At 72.6% G+C, this 18,522-nt stretch carries 11 protein-coding genes; 7 read left to right on the plus strand and 4 right to left on the minus strand.

Features of this window, described 5'->3' with window-relative positions:
• The first annotated feature begins 208 nt into the window (after positions 1-208).
• The 3 genes from ACIPAE_RS16130 (at position 209) to ACIPAE_RS16140 (ending at position 3,735) form a co-directional block, all read left to right on the plus strand.
• Complete coding sequence (locus ACIPAE_RS16130) at positions 209-1,483, plus strand: serine hydrolase domain-containing protein (RefSeq protein WP_366412218.1); 1,275 nt, start codon at positions 209-211, stop codon at positions 1,481-1,483.
• A 343-nt stretch (positions 1,484-1,826) separates the two neighbouring features.
• Complete coding sequence (locus ACIPAE_RS16135; protein WP_402445616.1) at positions 1,827-2,957, plus strand: right-handed parallel beta-helix repeat-containing protein; 1,131 nt, start codon at positions 1,827-1,829, stop codon at positions 2,955-2,957.
• 133 nt (positions 2,958-3,090) lie between these two features.
• Complete coding sequence (locus ACIPAE_RS16140; RefSeq protein WP_402445619.1) at positions 3,091-3,735, plus strand: dihydrofolate reductase family protein; 645 nt, start codon at positions 3,091-3,093, stop codon at positions 3,733-3,735.
• A 142-nt stretch (positions 3,736-3,877) separates the two neighbouring features.
• Here the strand turns inward: ACIPAE_RS16140 and ACIPAE_RS16145 are convergent, their stop codons facing one another.
• Entirely contained in the window at positions 3,878-6,655 is a 2,778-nt protein-coding gene (locus tag ACIPAE_RS16145) for a beta-galactosidase (RefSeq protein ID WP_402445621.1), read from the minus strand.
• 388 nt (positions 6,656-7,043) lie between these two features.
• Here ACIPAE_RS16145 and ACIPAE_RS16150 point away from each other — a divergent pair, with 388 nt between their 5' ends.
• The gene (locus ACIPAE_RS16150) at positions 7,044-9,878 is read left to right on the plus strand and encodes an RICIN domain-containing protein (protein WP_402445623.1); all 2,835 of its coding nucleotides are present in this window, start codon (positions 7,044-7,046) and stop codon (positions 9,876-9,878) included.
• A 131-nt stretch (positions 9,879-10,009) separates the two neighbouring features.
• Complete coding sequence (locus tag ACIPAE_RS16155; protein WP_402445625.1) at positions 10,010-11,539, plus strand: RICIN domain-containing protein; 1,530 nt, start codon at positions 10,010-10,012, stop codon at positions 11,537-11,539.
• A 51-nt stretch (positions 11,540-11,590) separates the two neighbouring features.
• Here ACIPAE_RS16155 and ACIPAE_RS16160 read toward each other — a convergent pair whose 3' ends face one another.
• Complete coding sequence (locus ACIPAE_RS16160; RefSeq protein ID WP_402445627.1) at positions 11,591-12,538, minus strand: helix-turn-helix transcriptional regulator; 948 nt, start codon at positions 12,536-12,538, stop codon at positions 11,591-11,593.
• 301 nt (positions 12,539-12,839) lie between these two features.
• Here ACIPAE_RS16160 and ACIPAE_RS16165 point away from each other — a divergent pair, with 301 nt between their 5' ends.
• Positions 12,840-13,814 (plus strand): aldo/keto reductase, encoded by a 975-nt coding sequence (locus ACIPAE_RS16165; protein WP_329371376.1) that lies wholly within the window; start codon positions 12,840-12,842, stop codon positions 13,812-13,814.
• Between the two features lie 266 nt (positions 13,815-14,080).
• A complete protein-coding gene (locus tag ACIPAE_RS16170; RefSeq protein ID WP_329371377.1) occupies positions 14,081-14,464 on the plus strand; it encodes a DoxX family protein in 384 nt (127 codons plus the stop codon).
• Between the two features lie 24 nt (positions 14,465-14,488).
• On the opposite strand, the gene ACIPAE_RS16175 is transcribed toward ACIPAE_RS16170, so the two are convergent.
• Both ACIPAE_RS16175 and ACIPAE_RS16180 read right to left on the minus strand, forming a co-directional pair.
• The gene (locus ACIPAE_RS16175) at positions 14,489-16,789 is read right to left on the minus strand and encodes a SpoIIE family protein phosphatase (RefSeq protein WP_329371378.1); all 2,301 of its coding nucleotides are present in this window, start codon (positions 16,787-16,789) and stop codon (positions 14,489-14,491) included.
• A 181-nt stretch (positions 16,790-16,970) separates the two neighbouring features.
• A complete protein-coding gene (locus tag ACIPAE_RS16180; protein WP_366412225.1) occupies positions 16,971-18,269 on the minus strand; it encodes an Nramp family divalent metal transporter in 1,299 nt (432 codons plus the stop codon).
• Positions 18,270-18,522 lie beyond the last annotated feature (253 nt).

Below are 18,522 nucleotides of genomic sequence, written 5' to 3' on the forward strand. Positions count from 1 at the left end.
CGGTACGACGGACCGGTACGAGGGACCCGGCAGGGACCGGAAACTCCCCGGCCCGCGGCGGGTCTGCCGTTCGGTGGAAGGCGCGGCCCGCGGCGGATCTGCGGCTCGTTGCAACCACGGCTACGCGTGTGTCGTCTGGCAGAGTGAAGATCATCCCCACTCGCCACAGCCGACACACCCGTACCGACAACGCAAGCGGAGTCCCGTCGTGCCTTCTCGTTCCAGCGGTGCCAAGCGCCGCTCCCTCGTCGTGGCGGCCGCCGCGGTGGCCCTCGCCTCGACCGTGTTCGCGTCGGGCTCGGCGGGCGCCGCTCCGGCGACCGCCCTGCCCGCGCCCGACTACGCGGGCCTGCAACAGGCGTTGCAGAACGTCGTCACCGCCGGCGCGCCCGGCGCGTTCGCGCTCGTGAGCGACCGCGGGGGAGCCGGTGGCACGGCCAGTGCCGGGACCGGCGACCTCACCGCCCAGACGCCGGTCGACCCCGCGGGGGAGTTCCGTATCGGCAGCATCACCAAGAACTTCGACGCCGTGCTCACCCTGCAACTCGTCGCCGCGCACCAGGTCGACCTCGACGCCCCCGCCGCCGGATACCTGCCCAGCGGGGTGCTGCCGGCCGACTCGCCGATCACGGTGCGCGAACTGCTCGACCACACCAGCGGGTTGTATGACTACACCAACGACCTGCCGGGCATTCTCGTGGGCGACACCGTCACCGGCTTCCAGCAGTTCCGCGACGAGACCTTCGACCCGGCCGACCAGGTCGCGGACGCGCTCACCCACGGGTCGCAGTTCACCCCCGGCACCCAGTACCAGTATTCCAACACCAACTTCGTGGTGCTCGGCCTGCTGATCGAGCACGTCACCGGCAAGCCCTTCGCCGAGAACCTCCAGCAGCGGGTGCTGAAGCCGGCCGGCATGACCGGCACGCGGTACGTCGTGCCCGAAACGGGCCTCGGCGGCCCGCACGCCACCGGCTACCTCACCCAGGACGACCGCTCCAAGCCGCTCTTCGACGCGACCGAGCAGACCGCGTCGTGGATCGGGACCGCCGGCGCCGCCATCTCCGACACCGCGGACCTCAACAAGTACTGGCGGGCGCTGACCGGCGGCACCCTGCTGCCCGCGGCGCAGCTCGCACAGATGGAGACCATGCACCCGGAGAACGCCGCCGGGACCTCCTCGTACGGCCTCGGCATGCGCGAGTACACGCTGTCCTGCGGCACCCAGGTGTACGGCCACGACGGCATCGTGCAGGGCTACCAGACCTACTCCTACACCACGGTCGACGGTGCGCGGCAGGTCACCATCTCGGCGAACGCGTCCAACAACTCGACGGTCTTCGCCGCAGAACGGGCCGCCCTGGACCCGGTGTTCTGCGGCGCTCCGGCGAACTCCGCGGCGACGCGGCAGGCGTCCGCGGACTCCGCGCACGTCGCCCAGGAGGAGACCACCGGCGTCGCGCCGGAGGCGATCCGCGAGTAGCGCCGCTTCCGCGGGCCGAGCAGGAGCATCCCCGCACGTGAAGCGCCGGGCGCCGCCGCGCGTCACCGTCCGCCCCGCCGGGTCCGCCCGAGCGGGGCGGTCGCGCGTCCGAGGGGCGAGCGGGACGGCGGAACATCCCTGCGCGGAAGGTGACTTGGGCGGCCGGGACCCGCATGTCGCGGGGTACCGCAGGGGGTTGACGGTCCGACGCGGGCGCCCCTAGGGTCACCGTACACATAAGACATCAGATGTCGGTTGTCCCATCCGGTGGGTGGAAGGTGTCCCCGACGCCGCCGCCCCCGCCTCGCCTTTCGCCCGGCGCGCCGTCCCGAGGGAGCCCCCCATGAGCCGTTCCGACGCAAGCGCCCCGTCCCGCCGGCGGGCCCTGACCGGGCTCGGCCTGGCCGCGGGCGCGGCACTGACCACCACGCTGGCCACCACCCCCGCCAGAGCCACCACCCTCGCCACGGCCACCACCCCCGCCACGCCGACCGGGGCGCTTCCCGTACTGCAACCCGGCGACGACTGGGCGGCGGTCCTCGCCGCGACCCCGCAGGTCCAGCTCCTGCCCGGCGCGACCTACACCCTCGCCGCCGCCGTCGCGCTCCCCGACGGATGCCACATCCAGGGCAACGGCGCCACGGTCACGGTCGCCGACGACACCACCGGTGCGCTCACCGCCACCGGCAGGAGCACGATCACCGTCACCGGCGTGCGCTTCCTCGGCCGCGCCGGCAACCCCCTCGACACCGCGCCGTCCTTCCACCACGTCGCCGTCGCGCTGACCCGCAGCACCGACGTACGCATCACCGACTGCGACTTCACCAACTGGCGCGGCGCCGGCGTCACCGTCAACGGGTCGAGCGCCGACGACTACTTCGCCTACCGGGTCAAGCTCACCGGCAACGCCTTCCTCAACTGCTACTTCGGCGTGTCCGCGGCCGACCGCAGCGAGTACTCCCAGCTGACCGCGAACAGCTTCGCCTACTGCCGGCTGGCCATCTGGAACTCCTCCGGCAACTGGACCATCCACGGCAACAGCGTCGTCGGCTGCTACGGCGCCTACTACTCCTTCGCCCGGACCAGCCCCTACGGCGCCCTGACCTCCGACAACTGGGCGCACGGCAGCCTGACCGGCAACACCTTCAACCACTCCAACGGCGGTGCCGGGGAACTGTGGAACGCCGGCACCGCCTTCCCGATCGGCGGCACCAGCCAGGACCCCGGCAGCGGCGTCGTCGTCAGCGGCGTGCTGCCGCCCACCTTCACCGGCAACACCCTCTGGTACAGCGACGTCTCCGCCACCGACCTCGCCGGCACCCGCTGGCTGCTGTCCGGCAACACCTTCTCCAACCTCACGATCACCTGCACCGGCACCACCCCCGTCGCGCTCGCCGGCACCCAGTCCAACGGCGCCGCCAACGCCCCCACCCTGGCCGGCAACGTCAAGGACCTCTTCGCCGCCCTCTACTGACGGCGTAGCCCTCTACTGACGGGGTGGGTGGCCGGTACGTGACGGCGTGCCCCGATCGGTCACGGATGCGGCGATGAGTTTTCCCGGCCGGAGGAGTCTCATCACCGAGACCGACACCAGCAGGAGGAAAACCATGGCCCAGTTGCTTCGCGTGCAGAACTTCACCGTCTCCGCCGACGGGGTCGCCGCCGGGGAGGACCAGACCCTGGAGCGGCCGTTCGGCCATGTCGATCCCGGGAAGATGTTCTCCTGGGCCGGCGCCACGGCGAGCTGGCCGTTGCGCACCGACTCCGCGGGCAGCCGCGGCCTGGACGACTACCTCACCAGGGACTTCAGCCACAACATCGGCGCCGAGATCATGGGCCGCAACAAGTTCGGGCCCCAGCGCGGGCCCTGGCAGGACCACGAGTGGCAGGGCTGGTGGGGCGACGAACCCCCGTTCCACACACCGGTGTTCGTCATGACCCACCACGAGCGTCCCTCGTTCACCCTCTCCGACACCACGTTCCACTTCGTCGACGGCGACCCGGCCACGGTCCTCGCGCGGGCCCGCGAGGCGGCGGGGGACAGGGACGTCCGGCTCGGCGGCGGGGTGACCACCATCCGGGAGTTCCTCGACGCCGACCTCGTCGACACCCTGCACGTCGCCGTCTCGCCGGTGAAGTACGGGTCCGGGCTGCGCCTCTGGGAGTCGCCCGACGAACTCCGCGACCGCTTCCACCTGGACGTCGTCCCCAGCCCGAGCGGGGTGACGCACCACCTCTTCTGGCACAAGTAGGCCCGTGGAGAGGCGCCCGTCGGGGCGCGCGTCGAGGACGCCCCGAGGAGCGACCCGAAGCGTGCCCGGACGGGGCACCCGAAGCGCGCCCGGACGTGCCCGGACGGGTCACCCGACGCGCGCCCTCGACGGCGGCCGCACGTCAGCCTGCGTGGTCCGCGGCCGCACTCCACCCGGTTTCGCGCAGCGGCGTCCAGGTCGAGCCGGCGAGGGCGGGCGTCGAGCCCGCGGGCGGGGTGACGCCTTCGATCGTGCCGTCCCAGGCGGTGACCTGGAGCGTGAGGTCGGCGAGGGCGCTGCCGTCGAGGTCCATCAGGTCGAGGGACCACGTCTCACCGTGGTAGAGGTCGTCGGCGATCGCCGTCCCTCCGGACAGGAGGGTGGCGTCGCCGCCCCGGTAGTCGAGTTCCAGGCGGGCTTCCGCCAGGCCGGCGAACGTCGAGGGGTCGGCGCTGATCCGCCACCGGCCGGTGCCCGTGGCGGTGATCCGCGGCGCGGGCGGCGCCGCGGCGAGCCGGTAGGTGAAGCGGGCGAACGGCGTGGCCTGGCCGCCGGCGCTCTCCCAGCCGGCGGCCGGCGCCAGCCCGCCGGCCGGGAAGACGTCGGCACTGATCGTCGAATCCGCGGCAGCGGCGAAGCGCACGGTCGGCTGCACGCCGGTCACCTGGCCCGCGGCGGTGATGATCAGCCGGTCGCGGCCGTTCAGCGGCGCGACCGTCGCGTCGAGCGACTCGGCCTCGGTCAGCACCACGATCCGGGCGCAGGGAGCCGCGGTCGCGGATGCCCGCACCAGCAGCGAGGTGCGCCGGTCGGCCGGGACGGTGACGACGAGTTCGGTGCCGGTGGTCTGCCGCGTCGTGGTGCCCGACTCGTCGGTGAGGGCGACGGACCGGTCGAAGGCGAGGGTGCGGTCGGTCCAGTCGGGGGCCCAGTAGACCCAGGTGGGGAGGTCGTCGCCGGCGAGCTTGGCCAGGGGTTCGACGGTGGCCCAGCGCAGGTCGACACCGCCGAGGTCGGTCATGACGGGGAAGAAGGTGCTGCGGTCCGGTGGCATGGTCAGCGGCGCGGCGGGGAGGGTGACGGTGCCGCCCGCGGTGTGGATCTGGAGCTGGACGTCGCCGCGGCTGGGCATGGTGACGTTGCGCTGGGTGTTGTTGACGAAGACGAAGCCGCGGCCGTCGGTGTCGAACCGGCCGATGTAGCGCAGCCGCCGGGTCTGCGTGGGGTCGAGGAGCTGTCCGGGGTCCCGGCTGATCCTGGTGCGCACCAGTTCGGTGGCGCAGGTGGTGACGAACGTGTGCAGCCGCCGGTAGCGGCGGTAGGACTCCCTGGTCCGGCCGAACTCGCCCAGCGGCGCCTGGAAGTCGTAGGTGAGCGGCCAGGTCCCGGACAGGCCCGCGACCTGGGTGCCGCCGTGGAACATGTAGTAGCCGAGGTAGTTGGCCCCGCGGCCGACGCTGTCGTACGCCTGTCCCACGACGTGGTCGGGCTCGACCAGGAAGCGGTCGGTGCCGCGCATCGGGCTGCCGGTGCCCAACTCGCAGAAGCCGCGCGGGTAGGCGAGCGTGTCGTAGGTGGCGCCGCCGAGGTCGGTGTCGGCGGTCCACTCGTCGGTGCCGTAGACGAAGCCGGAGACCGCCTCGGTGCCGGCGCCGGTCTCCCAGCCGCGGTAGCAGTACGAACCCTGCAGCGGGATCGCGGTGTCCGGCGCGAACACCGAGTTGGCGGTGACCGTGTAGTAGGGGACCACCATGCCGTGGTCGGCGCACATCGTGCGCAGCGTGGTGATGTGGGCGGGGTCGCCGGAGGCGTACTCGTTCTCCAGCTGGATGCCGACGATCGGGCCGCCGTCCTTCGCGAACAGTCCGTCGGCCTGCGCGGCGAGCTGGGCGAAGTACGCGTCCACCTTGGCCAGGTAGCCGGGGTCGTCGCTGCGCGCACCGGGCAGGGCGAAGTCGGGGATGCCGCCGTTGGTGGTCTCGGCGTTGATGTAGGGGCCGACGCGCAGCCAGACCAGCAGGCCCTGGCGCTGGGCGGCGGTGAGGAAGGCGCGCAGGTTCCTGCGTCCGGTCCAGTCCCAGGTTCCTTCCGGCTGCTCGTGGTGGTTCCAGAACACGTAGGTCGACACGATGCCGAGGCCGGCGGCACGCAGCTTGCCCAGCTCGCGTTCCCAGCGCTGGTCGGAGCAGCGGACGTAGTGGAGTTCGCCGCTGACGGGATACCAGGCGGCCGCGTTCCTGGACCAGCCGTTGCGCGTCACGCCGTAGCTGACACCGGCGGCGACACCGCCGGCGCCGGCCAGCGGGTCGTCGGTGCGCGCTTCGGTGGTCGTGGCGTCGAGCCGGTACGGGGCCGTGGCGACGGTCCACCACTGGCCGGGGTCGTCGGCGTCCGGGCGGATCTCGACCGTGGCCCCGGGGGCGGTGGCGTCGCCCGTGACGGTCAGCAGCTTTCCGCTGGGCCTGCTGACGATCTTGAACCGCCCCTGGCCCGCGTCGTCCAGCCGCCATTCCTGGTTGGGGCCTCCGGTGGCGTGCCACTGGATGACCTGCGCGCCGTCGTCCGTCGATCCGCCGCTGACGTCGAGCCTGGTGCCCGAGTGCATCGGGCTGAGGGCGGTCCATCCGTCGCCCTGGTCGAGCAGGGTCCACTGCTGGTTGGCCGCGCCACTGGCCGTCCACTGGATGACCTGCGCGCCGTCCGCCGTCGATCCGCCGTAGACGTCGAGCAGGCAGCCGCTGCCGATGTTCGTCAGCGTCACCGGCGCGCCCACGGTGCCCGTCGCCGCCACCGCCCGGGACGGCCACAGCAGGGCCCCGGCGATCTGGGCGCTCATGACCGCCGCGGCACCGCCGCCCAGCAGTCTGATCGCGCCGCGGCGGCTCAGCCCGCCGCTTCCTGGCATTGCCGGCTGGTCCATCGCTACTCCCGCGGGTCGGAAGGTTGACCAGAGAACCAACGCAGTCAACCGAAAACACTCACAATCGAACGTGGCGGGCTCAGGGAACTGCCTCTGCGGACGCGCGTCAAGTGTTTACGCAAACTTCGCCCGCACTCTGCGACAACCCTTGACTGCTACGACGTCTCGGCGCTACCAATGGCGCACTCACAGCCCGTGTTCGGTCACGGCTTGTTGTGATCGATCTTGTTTGAAGACGAACGGGGTGCCGCCCTCGCCTGCCCGCGTGCGCCTCGTACGCCCTGTGCGCCCTGTGCGCCTCGGACGTCTCGCGCGTCGCCAGGTGCTCCGCGCGGAGCGCTTCCGTCGCCGGCGGCACCACCAGGACTCGGCATTGGAGAGCCATGTCATGACCCCTCGCACGATCGTTCTCGGCACCGCGTTCGGCCTCGTCCTGGCCCTGCTGGGCGCCTTCGGACCCGCCGCGATCGCCCCCGGCCGGTCCACCGCCCACGCCGCCTCCGGTACCACCGCCTCCGGTACCACCGCCTGGCAGGCCGGGCGGTTCACGGTGGACACGCCCGACGTGGTGCGCCGGTCCGATGTGGTCCTCGGGCGTCCCGACACCACCCCCGCGCAGGCGATGCCGCTCGGCAACGGCACGATGGGCGCGGCGGTCTGGGCGGCGGGCGGCTTCACCGCGCAGCTCAACCGCTCCGACACCCTCCCCGACCGCAAGTCCCCGGGCTGGGTGACCATCCCGGGCCTGTCCGGGCTGACCGACGCCGCCGACTTCTCCGCCCACCTCGACCTGTACGACGGCACCCTGGTCGAGTCCGGCGGCGGCATGACCGCCACCGTCTACACCCGCGCGGACAAGGACGAGCTCGTCGTCGAGGTGACCGGCGCAGATCCCGCGGTCGCCCAGACCGCGCGGCTGGGCCTGTGGTCGGGGCGTTCGCCCCAGGCGCAGGCGGGCGGTGGGATCGGCACGCTCGCCGAGACCTGGAAGGACACCGGCCGGCCCGGGTCGGGCGGCGCCACCTTCGGCTCGCTCGGCGGCATCACCGCCGGCGGCCAGGGCGTGAGCGCGAGCGTCGTCGACGACCGGACGGTCCAGGTCTCCTTCACACCGCATCCGGACGGCTCCTTCCGGGTGATCGCCGCCGCGCCGCACTGGGCCGGCGGCGACGCCCAGGCCACCGCCTCGGCACTCGTGGGCAGCGATGCGACCGCCGGCGCCGCCACCCTCAGCGCCGGACACCTGTCGTGGTGGCACACCTTCTGGAACGGAGTGGGCCTGACCGAGTTCTCCTCGGCGGACGGCAGCGCCGACTACATGGAGAACCTGCGCACCCTGGACCTGTACGACGCCGCCGCCGAGAGCCGGGACACCTATCCCGGCTCGCAGGCAGGCGTCGCGGACCTGTTCTCCCCGTACCAGGACTCCCACCAGTGGGACCCGAGCGCGTACTGGCAGTGGAACCTGCGGATGCAGGTCCAGGCGAACCTGTCCGCCGGGGCGTTCGCGCTCAACGACCCCTACTTCCGCCTCTACCGGGACAACCTCCTCGCCATCCAGACCTGGACCACCGCGCACATGGGCGGCCGTGCCGGCGCGTGCGTGCCGGAGACGATGCGGTTCAACGGGCAGGGCTACGAGTACGAGACCTGGCTGTCCTCCCCGGGCCTGAACTGCGACGCCGGCTCGGGCCCGTACTACAACGCCCGGACGATCAGCACCGGTGCCGAGGTCGGGCTGTGGGTGTGGCAGCAGTACCGGATGACCGGCGACCGGTCGTTCCTCACCGCGAACTACCCGCTGATGGCGCAGGCGGCCCGCTTCCTGCTGGCGTACGCGACCACCGGCTCCGACGGCGACCTGCACACCTATCCGTCCAACGCCCACGAGACGCAGTGGGACGTCCACGACCCGACCACCGACATCGCCGCGATGCAGGCGCTGTTCCCCGCGACGGCGCAGGCCGCCCGGCTGCTCGGCCAGGACGCCGACCTCGTCACCCGGCTCGACGCCGCCATCCCCGAGATCCGACCCTACGCCCGCACCGACGCCGCCACCCGGACCCAACTGCTCACCCCCGCCGACGACGCCGCCGGCGCGGATGTCATCGCCCCCTCCTACGACCCGGCCGCGAGCGCGCACAACTCCGAGAACGTCGGCCTGGAACCGGTCTGGCCCTACGGCCTGATCGGCGACGCGAGCCCGCTCACCGACCTCGCCAAGCGCACCTACACCGACCGGCCCGAGAAGCTGGCGAACGACTGGTCCAACGATCCGCTCCAGGCCGCCCGGCTCGGCCTGGGCAGCGAGGTCGCGAGCACCCTCACCGGCATCACCGAGGCGTACCAGAAGCTGCCTTCGGGGCTCGCGACCTTCGTCGGGAACGAGCCGTACGCCGAACAGCAGGGCGTGGTGGCGGCGACGCTGGACGAGGCGCTGGTCCAGGACTACGACGGCCTGGTGCGCATCGCGCCCGCGCTGCCGCCCGGCTGGGACGCCGACGGCACTGTCTTCATCCAGGGCGGCAGCAAGGTCTCCGTCCAGGCCCATGGCGGCGTCGTCACCACGGTGGGGATCAACGCCGGCTCCACCGGCGCCATCAAGGTCCGCAACCCCTGGCCGGGACACCAGATCCAGGTGGTCGACGGCACGGACGAGAAGACCGTCGTCGTCGCCTCGACCGGGAACGCGCAGATCTCCGTTCCGGCCGTCGCCGGCTCCTCCTACCTGGTCCAGCAGGTCGCCGACCCGGTCGGCGCCAGGCCCGTCGCCGCGGTCACCGGGACCCCCGCCACCCAGGCGCGCACCCTCGGCACGGTCACCATCGGCCTGCTTCCCGGCGGCCCTGTCGTCGGCGCCGCCTCGGGCCGCTGCCTCGACGATCCGGGTGCCGTCACCACCCCCGGCACCAAGGTCGACATCTGGGACTGCGACGGCAGCGTCAACCAGACCTGGACCCGCGCGCGCAACGGCACCCTCACCGTGCAGGGCATGTGCCTCGACGCCTCCGGCGGCGGCACCGCGCCGGGCACCGCGGTCGTCCTGTGGACCTGTACCGCGGGCGCCGCCGGCCAGCAGTGGACGCTCGGCGCGGACGGCACGATCCGCAACCCTGCCTCGGGCCTGTGCCTGGACGTCACCAACGCCGGCACCGCGAACGGCACGCCCGCGGAGCTGTGGACCTGTAACGGAGGTGGCAACCAGCAATGGGCCGCCGGCTGAGCCGTGTTCCGGCGGCGGCGCCGCCCGTGCGGGCCGGGCCGCGCGGCCATCCCTGACGTTCCGTCAGCGAACGAATCCCCTCACCCACCCGCGGTCCCCCCCGGACCGCCGACCCTTCCCGAGGACCCCTCATGCTCCCCTTGCGACATGCCAGAACCGGACATGCCAGAACCCGACACGCCCTCACCGGCGGGACGCGCAGAGGCCGCGCCGCGACCTTCACCGCCGCCCTCGTCACCTGGCTGGCCGCGGTGCTGGCCTTCGCGCTGCCCTCGACCGCCGCCCACGCGGCGGCGACCGCGCAGTTCAACCCCGGCCAGACGTGGCAGGACAGCGCCGGCGGGGTGCTGCAACTGCACGGACTGGGCATCGTCAAGTCCGGCTCGACCTGGTACGGCTTCGGCGAGGACAAGACCGGCGAGAACTCCGGCGACGCGTCCTTCCAGGACATCCCCTGCTACAGCAGCACCGACCTGGCGCACTGGACGAAGAAGGGCCAGGCGCTGACCCGGCAGGCCGACGGCGACCTGGGCCCGAACCGGGTCGTCGAGCGCCCCAAGGTGATCTACAACGCCTCGACCCACACCTACGTGATGTACCTGCACATCGACTCCTCCTCCTACGGTGACGCCAAGGTGGGCGTGGCCACCAGCAGCACGCCCTGCGGGCCGTACACGTACCGCGGCAGCTTCCGGCCGCTCGGCTTCGAGAGCCGTGACCTGAACCTCTTCCAGGACACCGACGGCACCGCCTACCTGCTCAGCGAGGACCGCTCCAACGGCCTGCGGATCGACAAGCTCTCGGCCGACTACCTCTCGGTGACGTCCGCGGTCGCCGTCCTGCCCGACTACGAAGCCCCCGCGATGGCCAAGGTCGGCGGCCGGTACTTCCTGCTCGGCTCGCACCTGAGCGGCTGGAGCACCAACGACAACGACTACGCCACCGCCACCTCGCTCGCCGGCCCGTGGTCCGGCTGGCGCCCCTTCGCCGCGGCCGGCACCAGCACCTACGACAGCCAGACCGCGAACATCATCCCCGTCCAGGGCTCGTCCGGGACGACGTACATCTACGCCGGCGACCGCTGGAACACCTCCGACCTGGGGTCCTCCGCGCTGGTCTGGCTGCCCATGACGATCAGCGGCAGCACCCTGTCGGTCGGCTGGCAGAACTCCTGGACGCTGGACCCCGCGGCCGGCACCTGGTCCAACGGCTCCTCCAACCCCGCCGACGGCACCAGGACCCTGGCCAACGCCAACAGTTCGCTGCTGATGGACGTCAGCGGCGGCTCCACCGCGGACGGCGCCGCCGTGATCCAGTGGGGCGCCGACGGCGGCGCCAACCAGAAGTGGACGATGTCCAGGGTGGACGGCAACGTCTACACCCTGACGAGCGCGGCCAGCGGCAAGTGCCTTGAGGTGCCGGGCAGTTCGGCCGACCAGGGCACGCAACTCGACCAGCGGACGTGCGACGGCGGCAGCAACCAGCGCTGGGCGGTGGAAGCCGCGGGGACGTACACCTCGCCCACCGACTCCTGGTTCGTGCTGGTGAACCTGGCGACCGGCTGGGCCGCCGATGTCGCCAACCAGTCGACCACGGCGGGCGACCCCGTCGTCCAGTGGGTGGGCAACGGCGGCTACAACCAGATCTGGGCGCTCGGCTGAGCACCTGACGGCGCCACCGCCGCTCCGGCCGCCACCCCGGCCGCCACCCGGTCAGCCGGGCTGGTGGCCGGGGTGCGGTTCGTGGCCGGAGCGCGGTTCGTGCCCGGGGTGCGGCTCGTGTTCGGCGGACGCCTGGGACGCCGTCATGTCGAGCAGCTGCATCGCGTCGTGGTCGGGGGTGCCGGGGTCGGCGGAGTAGACGCCCATCCGGTGCCCGGGGGTGCCTTCGAGCGCCATGCCCTGGAAGGCGAGCGTGATCTCCCCGACCTGGGGGTGCAGAAAGGTCTTGGTGAGGTGCTTGCGGCCGGTGACCTCGTAGCGCTCCCACAGACCCGCGAAGTCCGGGCTCTTCAGCAGGAGTTCGCCGACGAGCTGGGCGAGGTCGGGCGCGTCGGGGTCGGTGCCGGCCAGCGCGCGCAGCCGGGCCACGCAGCCGCGGACCTGGTTGCCCCAGTCGGGGAAGAGCTCGCGCGCGGTCGGGTGGAGGAAGAGGTAGCGGGCGAGGTTGCGCTGGGTGGCGGGCCAGTCGTCCATGCCGCAGTAGAGGGCGAGCCCACCGGGGTTGTGGGCGAGCAGGTCCATGCTGCGGCTCAGGACGTAGGCGGGGTTCGGACGTACCGTCTCCAGCAGCAGCTTCACCGGGGAGCGCACGGCGCGGGTCGGGGCCGGGACGGGCTGCGGCGCGTAGCGGGCGGCACGCACCGCGAGTTCGCGCAGGTGCTGGTGCTCGGCGTCGTCCAGTTGCAGGGCGCGGGCGAGGGCGTCGACCACCGCGGGACTCGGGCGGGTCTCCTTGCCGCGTTCCAGGCGGGTGTAGTAGTCGATGCTGACACCGGCGAGCGTGGCCAGCTCCTCGCGGCGCAGGCCGGGGGTGCGGCGGATGCCGGGCCCCGGGGTCAGGCCGACGGCCTGCGGGCTGGTCTGGGTACGGCGGGCGCGCAGGAAGCGGCCCAACTGCTCGCCGCCGCTGTGGCCGCCGCCGTGCTGCTCGGGTGCCATGGCTCCAGTCTCCCGCCGCCGTCAGCCCGACACGCCCGAGGTGGGGGGCCCTGTCACACCCCCGCTGGCCGTTCCCCGGCAGATCCCGGCCTGCCGGAAGCGCCCGCGCGGGTGCAGGCTCGTAGGTGTGGAGCGATATCCGTACGGGACCGCGGCCTGCCCCGTCGTCCGTGCGCGGCGGGTTCCGCCCTCCGTGCGGGACGACCCCGCGATCCGTGCCGGACGGCCTCCGCCACCCCGGAATTCCCCGCCCGCCACCGACCGTTCGTACCACCGAGATCATCAGGAGAATCGAGAAGCGATGAAGCACATCAAGCTGCGTGACCTGGACGTCTCCCGCATCGGCCTGGGCGCGATGGGCATGTCCCACGGCTACGTCGGCGCGGGGACCGACGACGCCGGGTCGATCCGTACCATCCACCGGGCCCTGGAACTGGGCCTGACGTTCATCGACACCGCGGAGGTCTACGGCCCCTACGTCAACGAGGAACTCGTCGGGCGCGCGCTGAAGGGCCACCGGGACGAGGTGGTGCTGGCGACGAAGTTCGGGCTGATCTCGCACACCGGCCGCCAGGACGGCACCGACAGCAGCCCGGCGAGCATCCGCACCGCGGTCGAGGGCTCCCTGAAGCGGCTGGACACCGACTACATCGATCTGTACTACCAGCACCGCGTCGACCCGGGCACGCCGATCGAGGAGACGGTCGGGACGCTCGCCGAGCTGGTCACCGAGGGCAAGATCCGCGCCATCGGCCTGTCCGAGGCCGGACCCGACACGATCCGCCGCGCCCATGCCGTCCACCCGGTCACCGCGCTCCAGTCGGAGTACTCGCTGTTCACCCGTGACCCCGAGGCCCGCGTGCTGCCGGTGCTGCGCGAGCTGAACATCGGCTTCGTACCGTTCTCGCCGCTCGGTCGCGGTTTCCTGACCGGCACCATCCGCTCCACCGACCAGATCGACCCGGCGGACTTCCGCGCCGACAACCCCCGGTTCACGGAGGAGAACTTCCAGCACAACCTCCGCCTGGCCGACGCGGTCGCCGCCGTGGCCACCGAGATCGGCGCCACCCCGGCCCAGGTCGCGCTCGCCTGGCTGCTGGCCCAGGGCGACGACATCGCCCCCATCCCCGGCACCCGTCGCGTGGCCCGGGTGGAGGAGAACATCGGCGCCGACGCGGTGCGCCTCGACGAGGAGCAGCTCGCGCGGCTCAGCAGCCTGCCCCCGGCCGCGGGCGACACCCACAACGAGGCCCAGATGCGCCTGCTGGAGCGCTGACCGACCTCTCGCCCACGGGCCCGGCGGCATCCGTCGCCGGGCCCGTCCGTGCGACCGGATGCCTGGCGCGTCCGTGCGACCCGATGGCTGGCGCGTCGGTGCGACGCAGCGGCGCGGACCACCGCGCGGTGCACCAGGTTGTTACCTCTCGGCAGCCCTCCTCGTCCAAGGAGGCGGAACGCGGCGGGCCGGGGACGTCGGACCGTCCCCGGCCCGCTACCGCCACCCGCTCAGGACCCGCTGAGGACATGTCGAGGAGAGATCACGTGAACACCGCTCTGTGGATCGTCGCCGGGCTGCTGGCCGCGGCCTTCCTGGTCGCCGGCGCCAACAAGCTGTTCATCCCCCGGGAGAAGCTGGCCAAGGCCCCCGGCGGGGGATGGGCCCTGGACTTCGACGCCGGGTTCGTCAAGGCCCTCGGCGCCGTGGAGGTCGTGGGCGCCGCCGGACTGGTCCTGCCCGGCTGGCTCGGCATCGCGCAGATCCTGGCGCCGAGCGCCGCGGTGGGCCTGGGACTGGTCATGATCGGCGCGGCGGTCGTGGAGTCCCGCCGCCGGGAGTTCGTGCACGTCCTGGTGAACGTGGTCTACCTCGCCCTGATCCTGTTCGTGGCGGTCGGCCGCTTCGGCCCCGAGTCCTTCACCAAGTAGCGGGCCCTGAGCGCCGGTCGGGGCTCAGCGGGGCCCCTCCTCGGGGAGATCCTGCTCGACCCAGATCGTCTTCCCCTCCTCCCCGTAGCGGGTGCCCCAGCGGCTGGCCAGGGTGGCGGCGATCAGCAGGCCCCTGCCGCCCTCGTCCTGCGCCCGGGCGTGCCGCAGATGGGGGGAGGTGGTGGAGTCGTCCGAGACCTCCACGGTGAGGTGTTCGTCCCGGATGAGGCGGACCCGCGGTTTCCCGCCCGCGTGCTGGAGCACGTTGGTCACGAGTTCGCTGACCACCATCTCGGTGGCGAACACCTGGTCCTCCAGCCGCCATGCCTCCAACTGCTCGCGGGCGCGCGCCCGGCAGTCGGCGACGGCGGCGCGCTCCCGGGGCGACGTCCACGACACGTGGTCGTCCGGGGCGAGCCGTCTGACCTCCGCGGTCAGCACCGCACCGCCGTCGCGGGCGCCGCCGACCCGGTCGCCCATGAGGGCGTAGACGATGTTGTCGCAGGCCACCTGGGCGTCTCCCGCCGACCTGCCGGCAGCGCGCCGGAGCAGCGCGAGGGCGTCGTCGTCGCCGGGCGGGTGCAGCATCGAGGCCGAGTAGAAGGTCAGCAGCGTGTCCGGCGCGAGCGTGGTGCGCGCCGTCTCGTAGCTGGAGTGGTGGCCCAGCGCGGGGCCCAGCGGCACCTCGATCGGGGTGGTGACGCCGTCCGCGGTGGTCACCAGCGGTGCGGGCCAGTCCGCGGAGGCGAGCGCGAGGCCACCCGCGATCGGGTCGTAGATCGCGTACAGGCAGCGGGTTTCCCCCGCGGCGGGGCCGGCGACGTTGCCGTTGTCCGCTCGCGCCTCGGGCGACGCCGCGTCCTCCTGCTGGATCGTGTGGGTCACGTCGTCCAGGTGCGCCAGCAGTTCGTCAGGGGCCAGGTCCATCCGGGCGAGCGTGGCGAACGCGGTCCGGAACCGCCCGATGTCCACCGAGGCGCGCAGGCCGTGCTGCGGGATCTGGCCCATGGCCAGGCCCACCCGGGCGCCGGACAGCGGGATCACGTCGAACCAGTGGGTCTGGTGTCTGCTCGGGTTCCAGAAGTACGCCGTGCGGACGGCGGGCACCTGGGGTAGGCGCTGCGGCAGCAGCCTGCGCTGCAAGGTCGTCGCCGCGTTGAGCTCGCGGGTGTAGCGGCGCGCGTTCTCCATGTGGACGGCCGCCCGGGCGGTGATCTGCTCGGCCAGCGCCAGGTCATGCCGATCGAACGGCGTGGTGTCCCGCCCGGCCCGGTAGAAGCAGGCCAGCCCCAGCACGCGGCCCCGCTGCACCAGGGGCGCCAGGATCATCGAGTGCACACCCGCCGAACGCAGGATTCCCGCGCGGGCGGCGTCGTGCATGTGCCAGTCCGACGGGCTGCTGCGCGGGTCCACCAGCCGCGGCTTCGTGTCCGCCAGCGCCTGGCTGTACGGAGTGGGGAACGCGAAGCGGCTCGGCTCACCGACCGCGTACAGGCTGGTGAACTCCGTGACGGAGACGAACGCGGCCCGGCGCAGCGGGGAGGTGGCGCTCAGCGGCGGAAGCGGGGCCTCCTCGCCGTGGAAGAGGGCCTCCGCCAGGTCGACGGAGACGACGTCGGCGAACTCCTCGGTGGCCGCCGACGCCAGCTCCTGCGCGGTCTGCATCACGCCCAGTTCCGTGCCCAGCTTCTTGTGCATCGTGACGAGCAGTCGCTCCGCGTCCCGGGACCGGACGCTCTCCGTCACGTTGTGCATGATCGTCGCCGCCCCGACGACATCCGTGCCCTCGCGCAGCGGAAGAGCGAGCACGGAGTAGACCTCCGGCCCCTTCCGGACGTCCTGGACGACGACCGGGCTCGCGCCGGCGGCCCGCTCCTCCGACATGGCCCGGCCGACCAGCGGGCTCAGCGGCAGCGTGGAGTCGAGCTCCTCCACACGGTGACCGACGACGTCGTCGGCCGGCAGGCCGCGCACGGCCAGGCAGGCCGCGTTGCTGCGCACCACCGTCTGCCGGATGTCGTACAACTCCAGGCCCGCGACGGCGTTCTCGAACGCCGACGGCATGTAGGCGCTCTGCACCCGGGCCGTTCCCGGGCTGGCCGCCGATCCGACCGCGGACAGCACGGTGCCCTCGTCGCTCCGCCAGGCGTCGAACTGGACGACCGGCGTGCCGTCCGTCTCGCTCGCTTCCAGCAGGTCCCGCAGCACGTGCAGGGCGGATTCGCCGACGGCGTCGGTCAGGGCGGCCGGCGGGATCTGCGCGGAGCTGCGTACCGCCGTCACCCGCCCCCGGGCATCGAAGCTGAAGGAACCGCTGTCGGGCATCTCGGACCTTCCCTCGCGTGAGGTGCGCGGCCGATCCCCCCACCGGCTCACCACCATTGTCCGGCGCGCGTCGCGCACCTGCACCTTTCGGCCGGTGGCCGGGGTTGGGGTGCGGGGTGGTGCGTCGGGACGGCCCGGCCGGGGCGTACGCGGCGGGCGGATGTCCCGGGATCTCGGTCGCCTACACCATGGTCACGATGAGGTAGGCGTTCAGGCTGATCACCAGGGCGCAGATGAGGGCACCGGCCGCCGTGGTGACCGGGCGATTGGTCAGCGGGCCCATCAGGTCCCGGCGTCGGGTGATGACCACCAGGGGGATCAGGGCGAAGGGGATGCCGAAAGCGAGCAGGACCTGGCTGAAGACGAGGGTGGCGGTGACGGGGAACCCCACGCACAGGATGAGCAGTGCGGGCGCCATCGTCAGCGCGCGCCGCGCGAACAGGGGGATGCGGCGGCGCAGGAACCCCTGCATGACGACCTGCCCCGCGCAGGTGCCGACGCTGGCGGAGGAGATGCCGGAGGCGAGCAGGGCGACGGCGAAGGTCATGGCCGCCGCGCCGCCGACGGTACGGCCCAGGTCCTGGTGGGCGGCGGTGATCGCGTCGAGGTCGCCGAGCGTGGTGTGCCGGAACAGGGCGACGGACAGGCAGAGCATGCCCAGGTTGACGGCGCCGGCGATGGTGAACCCCACGGCGCAGTCGATGCGCAGGTAGCGCAGCAGGAACCGCCGCTCGCGCACGTCGCTGGTGCGGACCCGGTGTTGGGTGAGGGAGGAGTGCAGGTAGATCGCGTGCGGCATGATGGTGGCCCCGACGATCGCCGCCGCCAGCACCCCGGTGGTCGATCCGCTCAGGTGGGGCGCCATGCCCGCGGCCGCGCCGCTCGCGGACTGGTGGCCGATGGTGAGCAGGTCGTAGGCGATGCCGGCCAGGACCAGCAACAGCAGCGCGGATATGGCGCGTTCGAAGCCGCGGCAGCCTTTGTGCTGGCAGGCGAGGACCGCGAACGACACCAGGGCCGTGATCACCGCGGCGAGCGGGATCGGCATCGCGAACAGCAGGCTCAGGCCGAGCGCGGCGCCGGCGAACTCCGCCAGGTCCGTGGCCACGGCGACCAGTTCGGCCTGCACCCACATCAGCCGGTTCAGCCACCGCGGCGACAGCTCACGGCACTGCTCGGCCAGGTTCCGGCCCGTGGCGAGCCCGAGCTTGGCCGACAGGTACTGCACGAGCAGCGCCATGACGTTGGCCAGCACGACCACCCACACCAGCATGTAGCCGGTACGGGCGCCCGCCTCGACGTTGGTCGCCACGTTGCCCGGGTCGATGTAGGCGACCGCCACCACGAAAGCGGGCCCCAGCAGCGCCAGCCGGAACCGCCACCTGCCGCGCGAGCGGATGTCGCGGAACTCGCCGAGGACCTGCGCCGGGTCCTGCGCGGCCGCCCCGCGTACCGGGCGGGTGGCGACCGGGGCGGTCACCGCAGCGGCCCTTCGTCCGTACCTCGCGGGCAGGACACCGTATATCGGCGGGACGATGGCGGGAATGCGGGGTGATGAGCGAACACGGTTTCCCCTCTCGTCCCTTTGCCGTTCCCCGACGCCGGAGTACCCGGGCCGTACGAAGAGCCTGGGACCACCGGATCACCGGCGCGTCACCGCGCCGTCACCTTCCCACCAGCCCGGCGAGGCAGGTCGCGGCAGACCGCCGCGCACACGCAGGGAATTCGGTTCC

Source organism: Streptomyces sp. NPDC087270, from assembly GCF_044744625.1.
Lineage (GTDB): Bacteria > Actinomycetota > Actinomycetes > Streptomycetales > Streptomycetaceae > Actinacidiphila.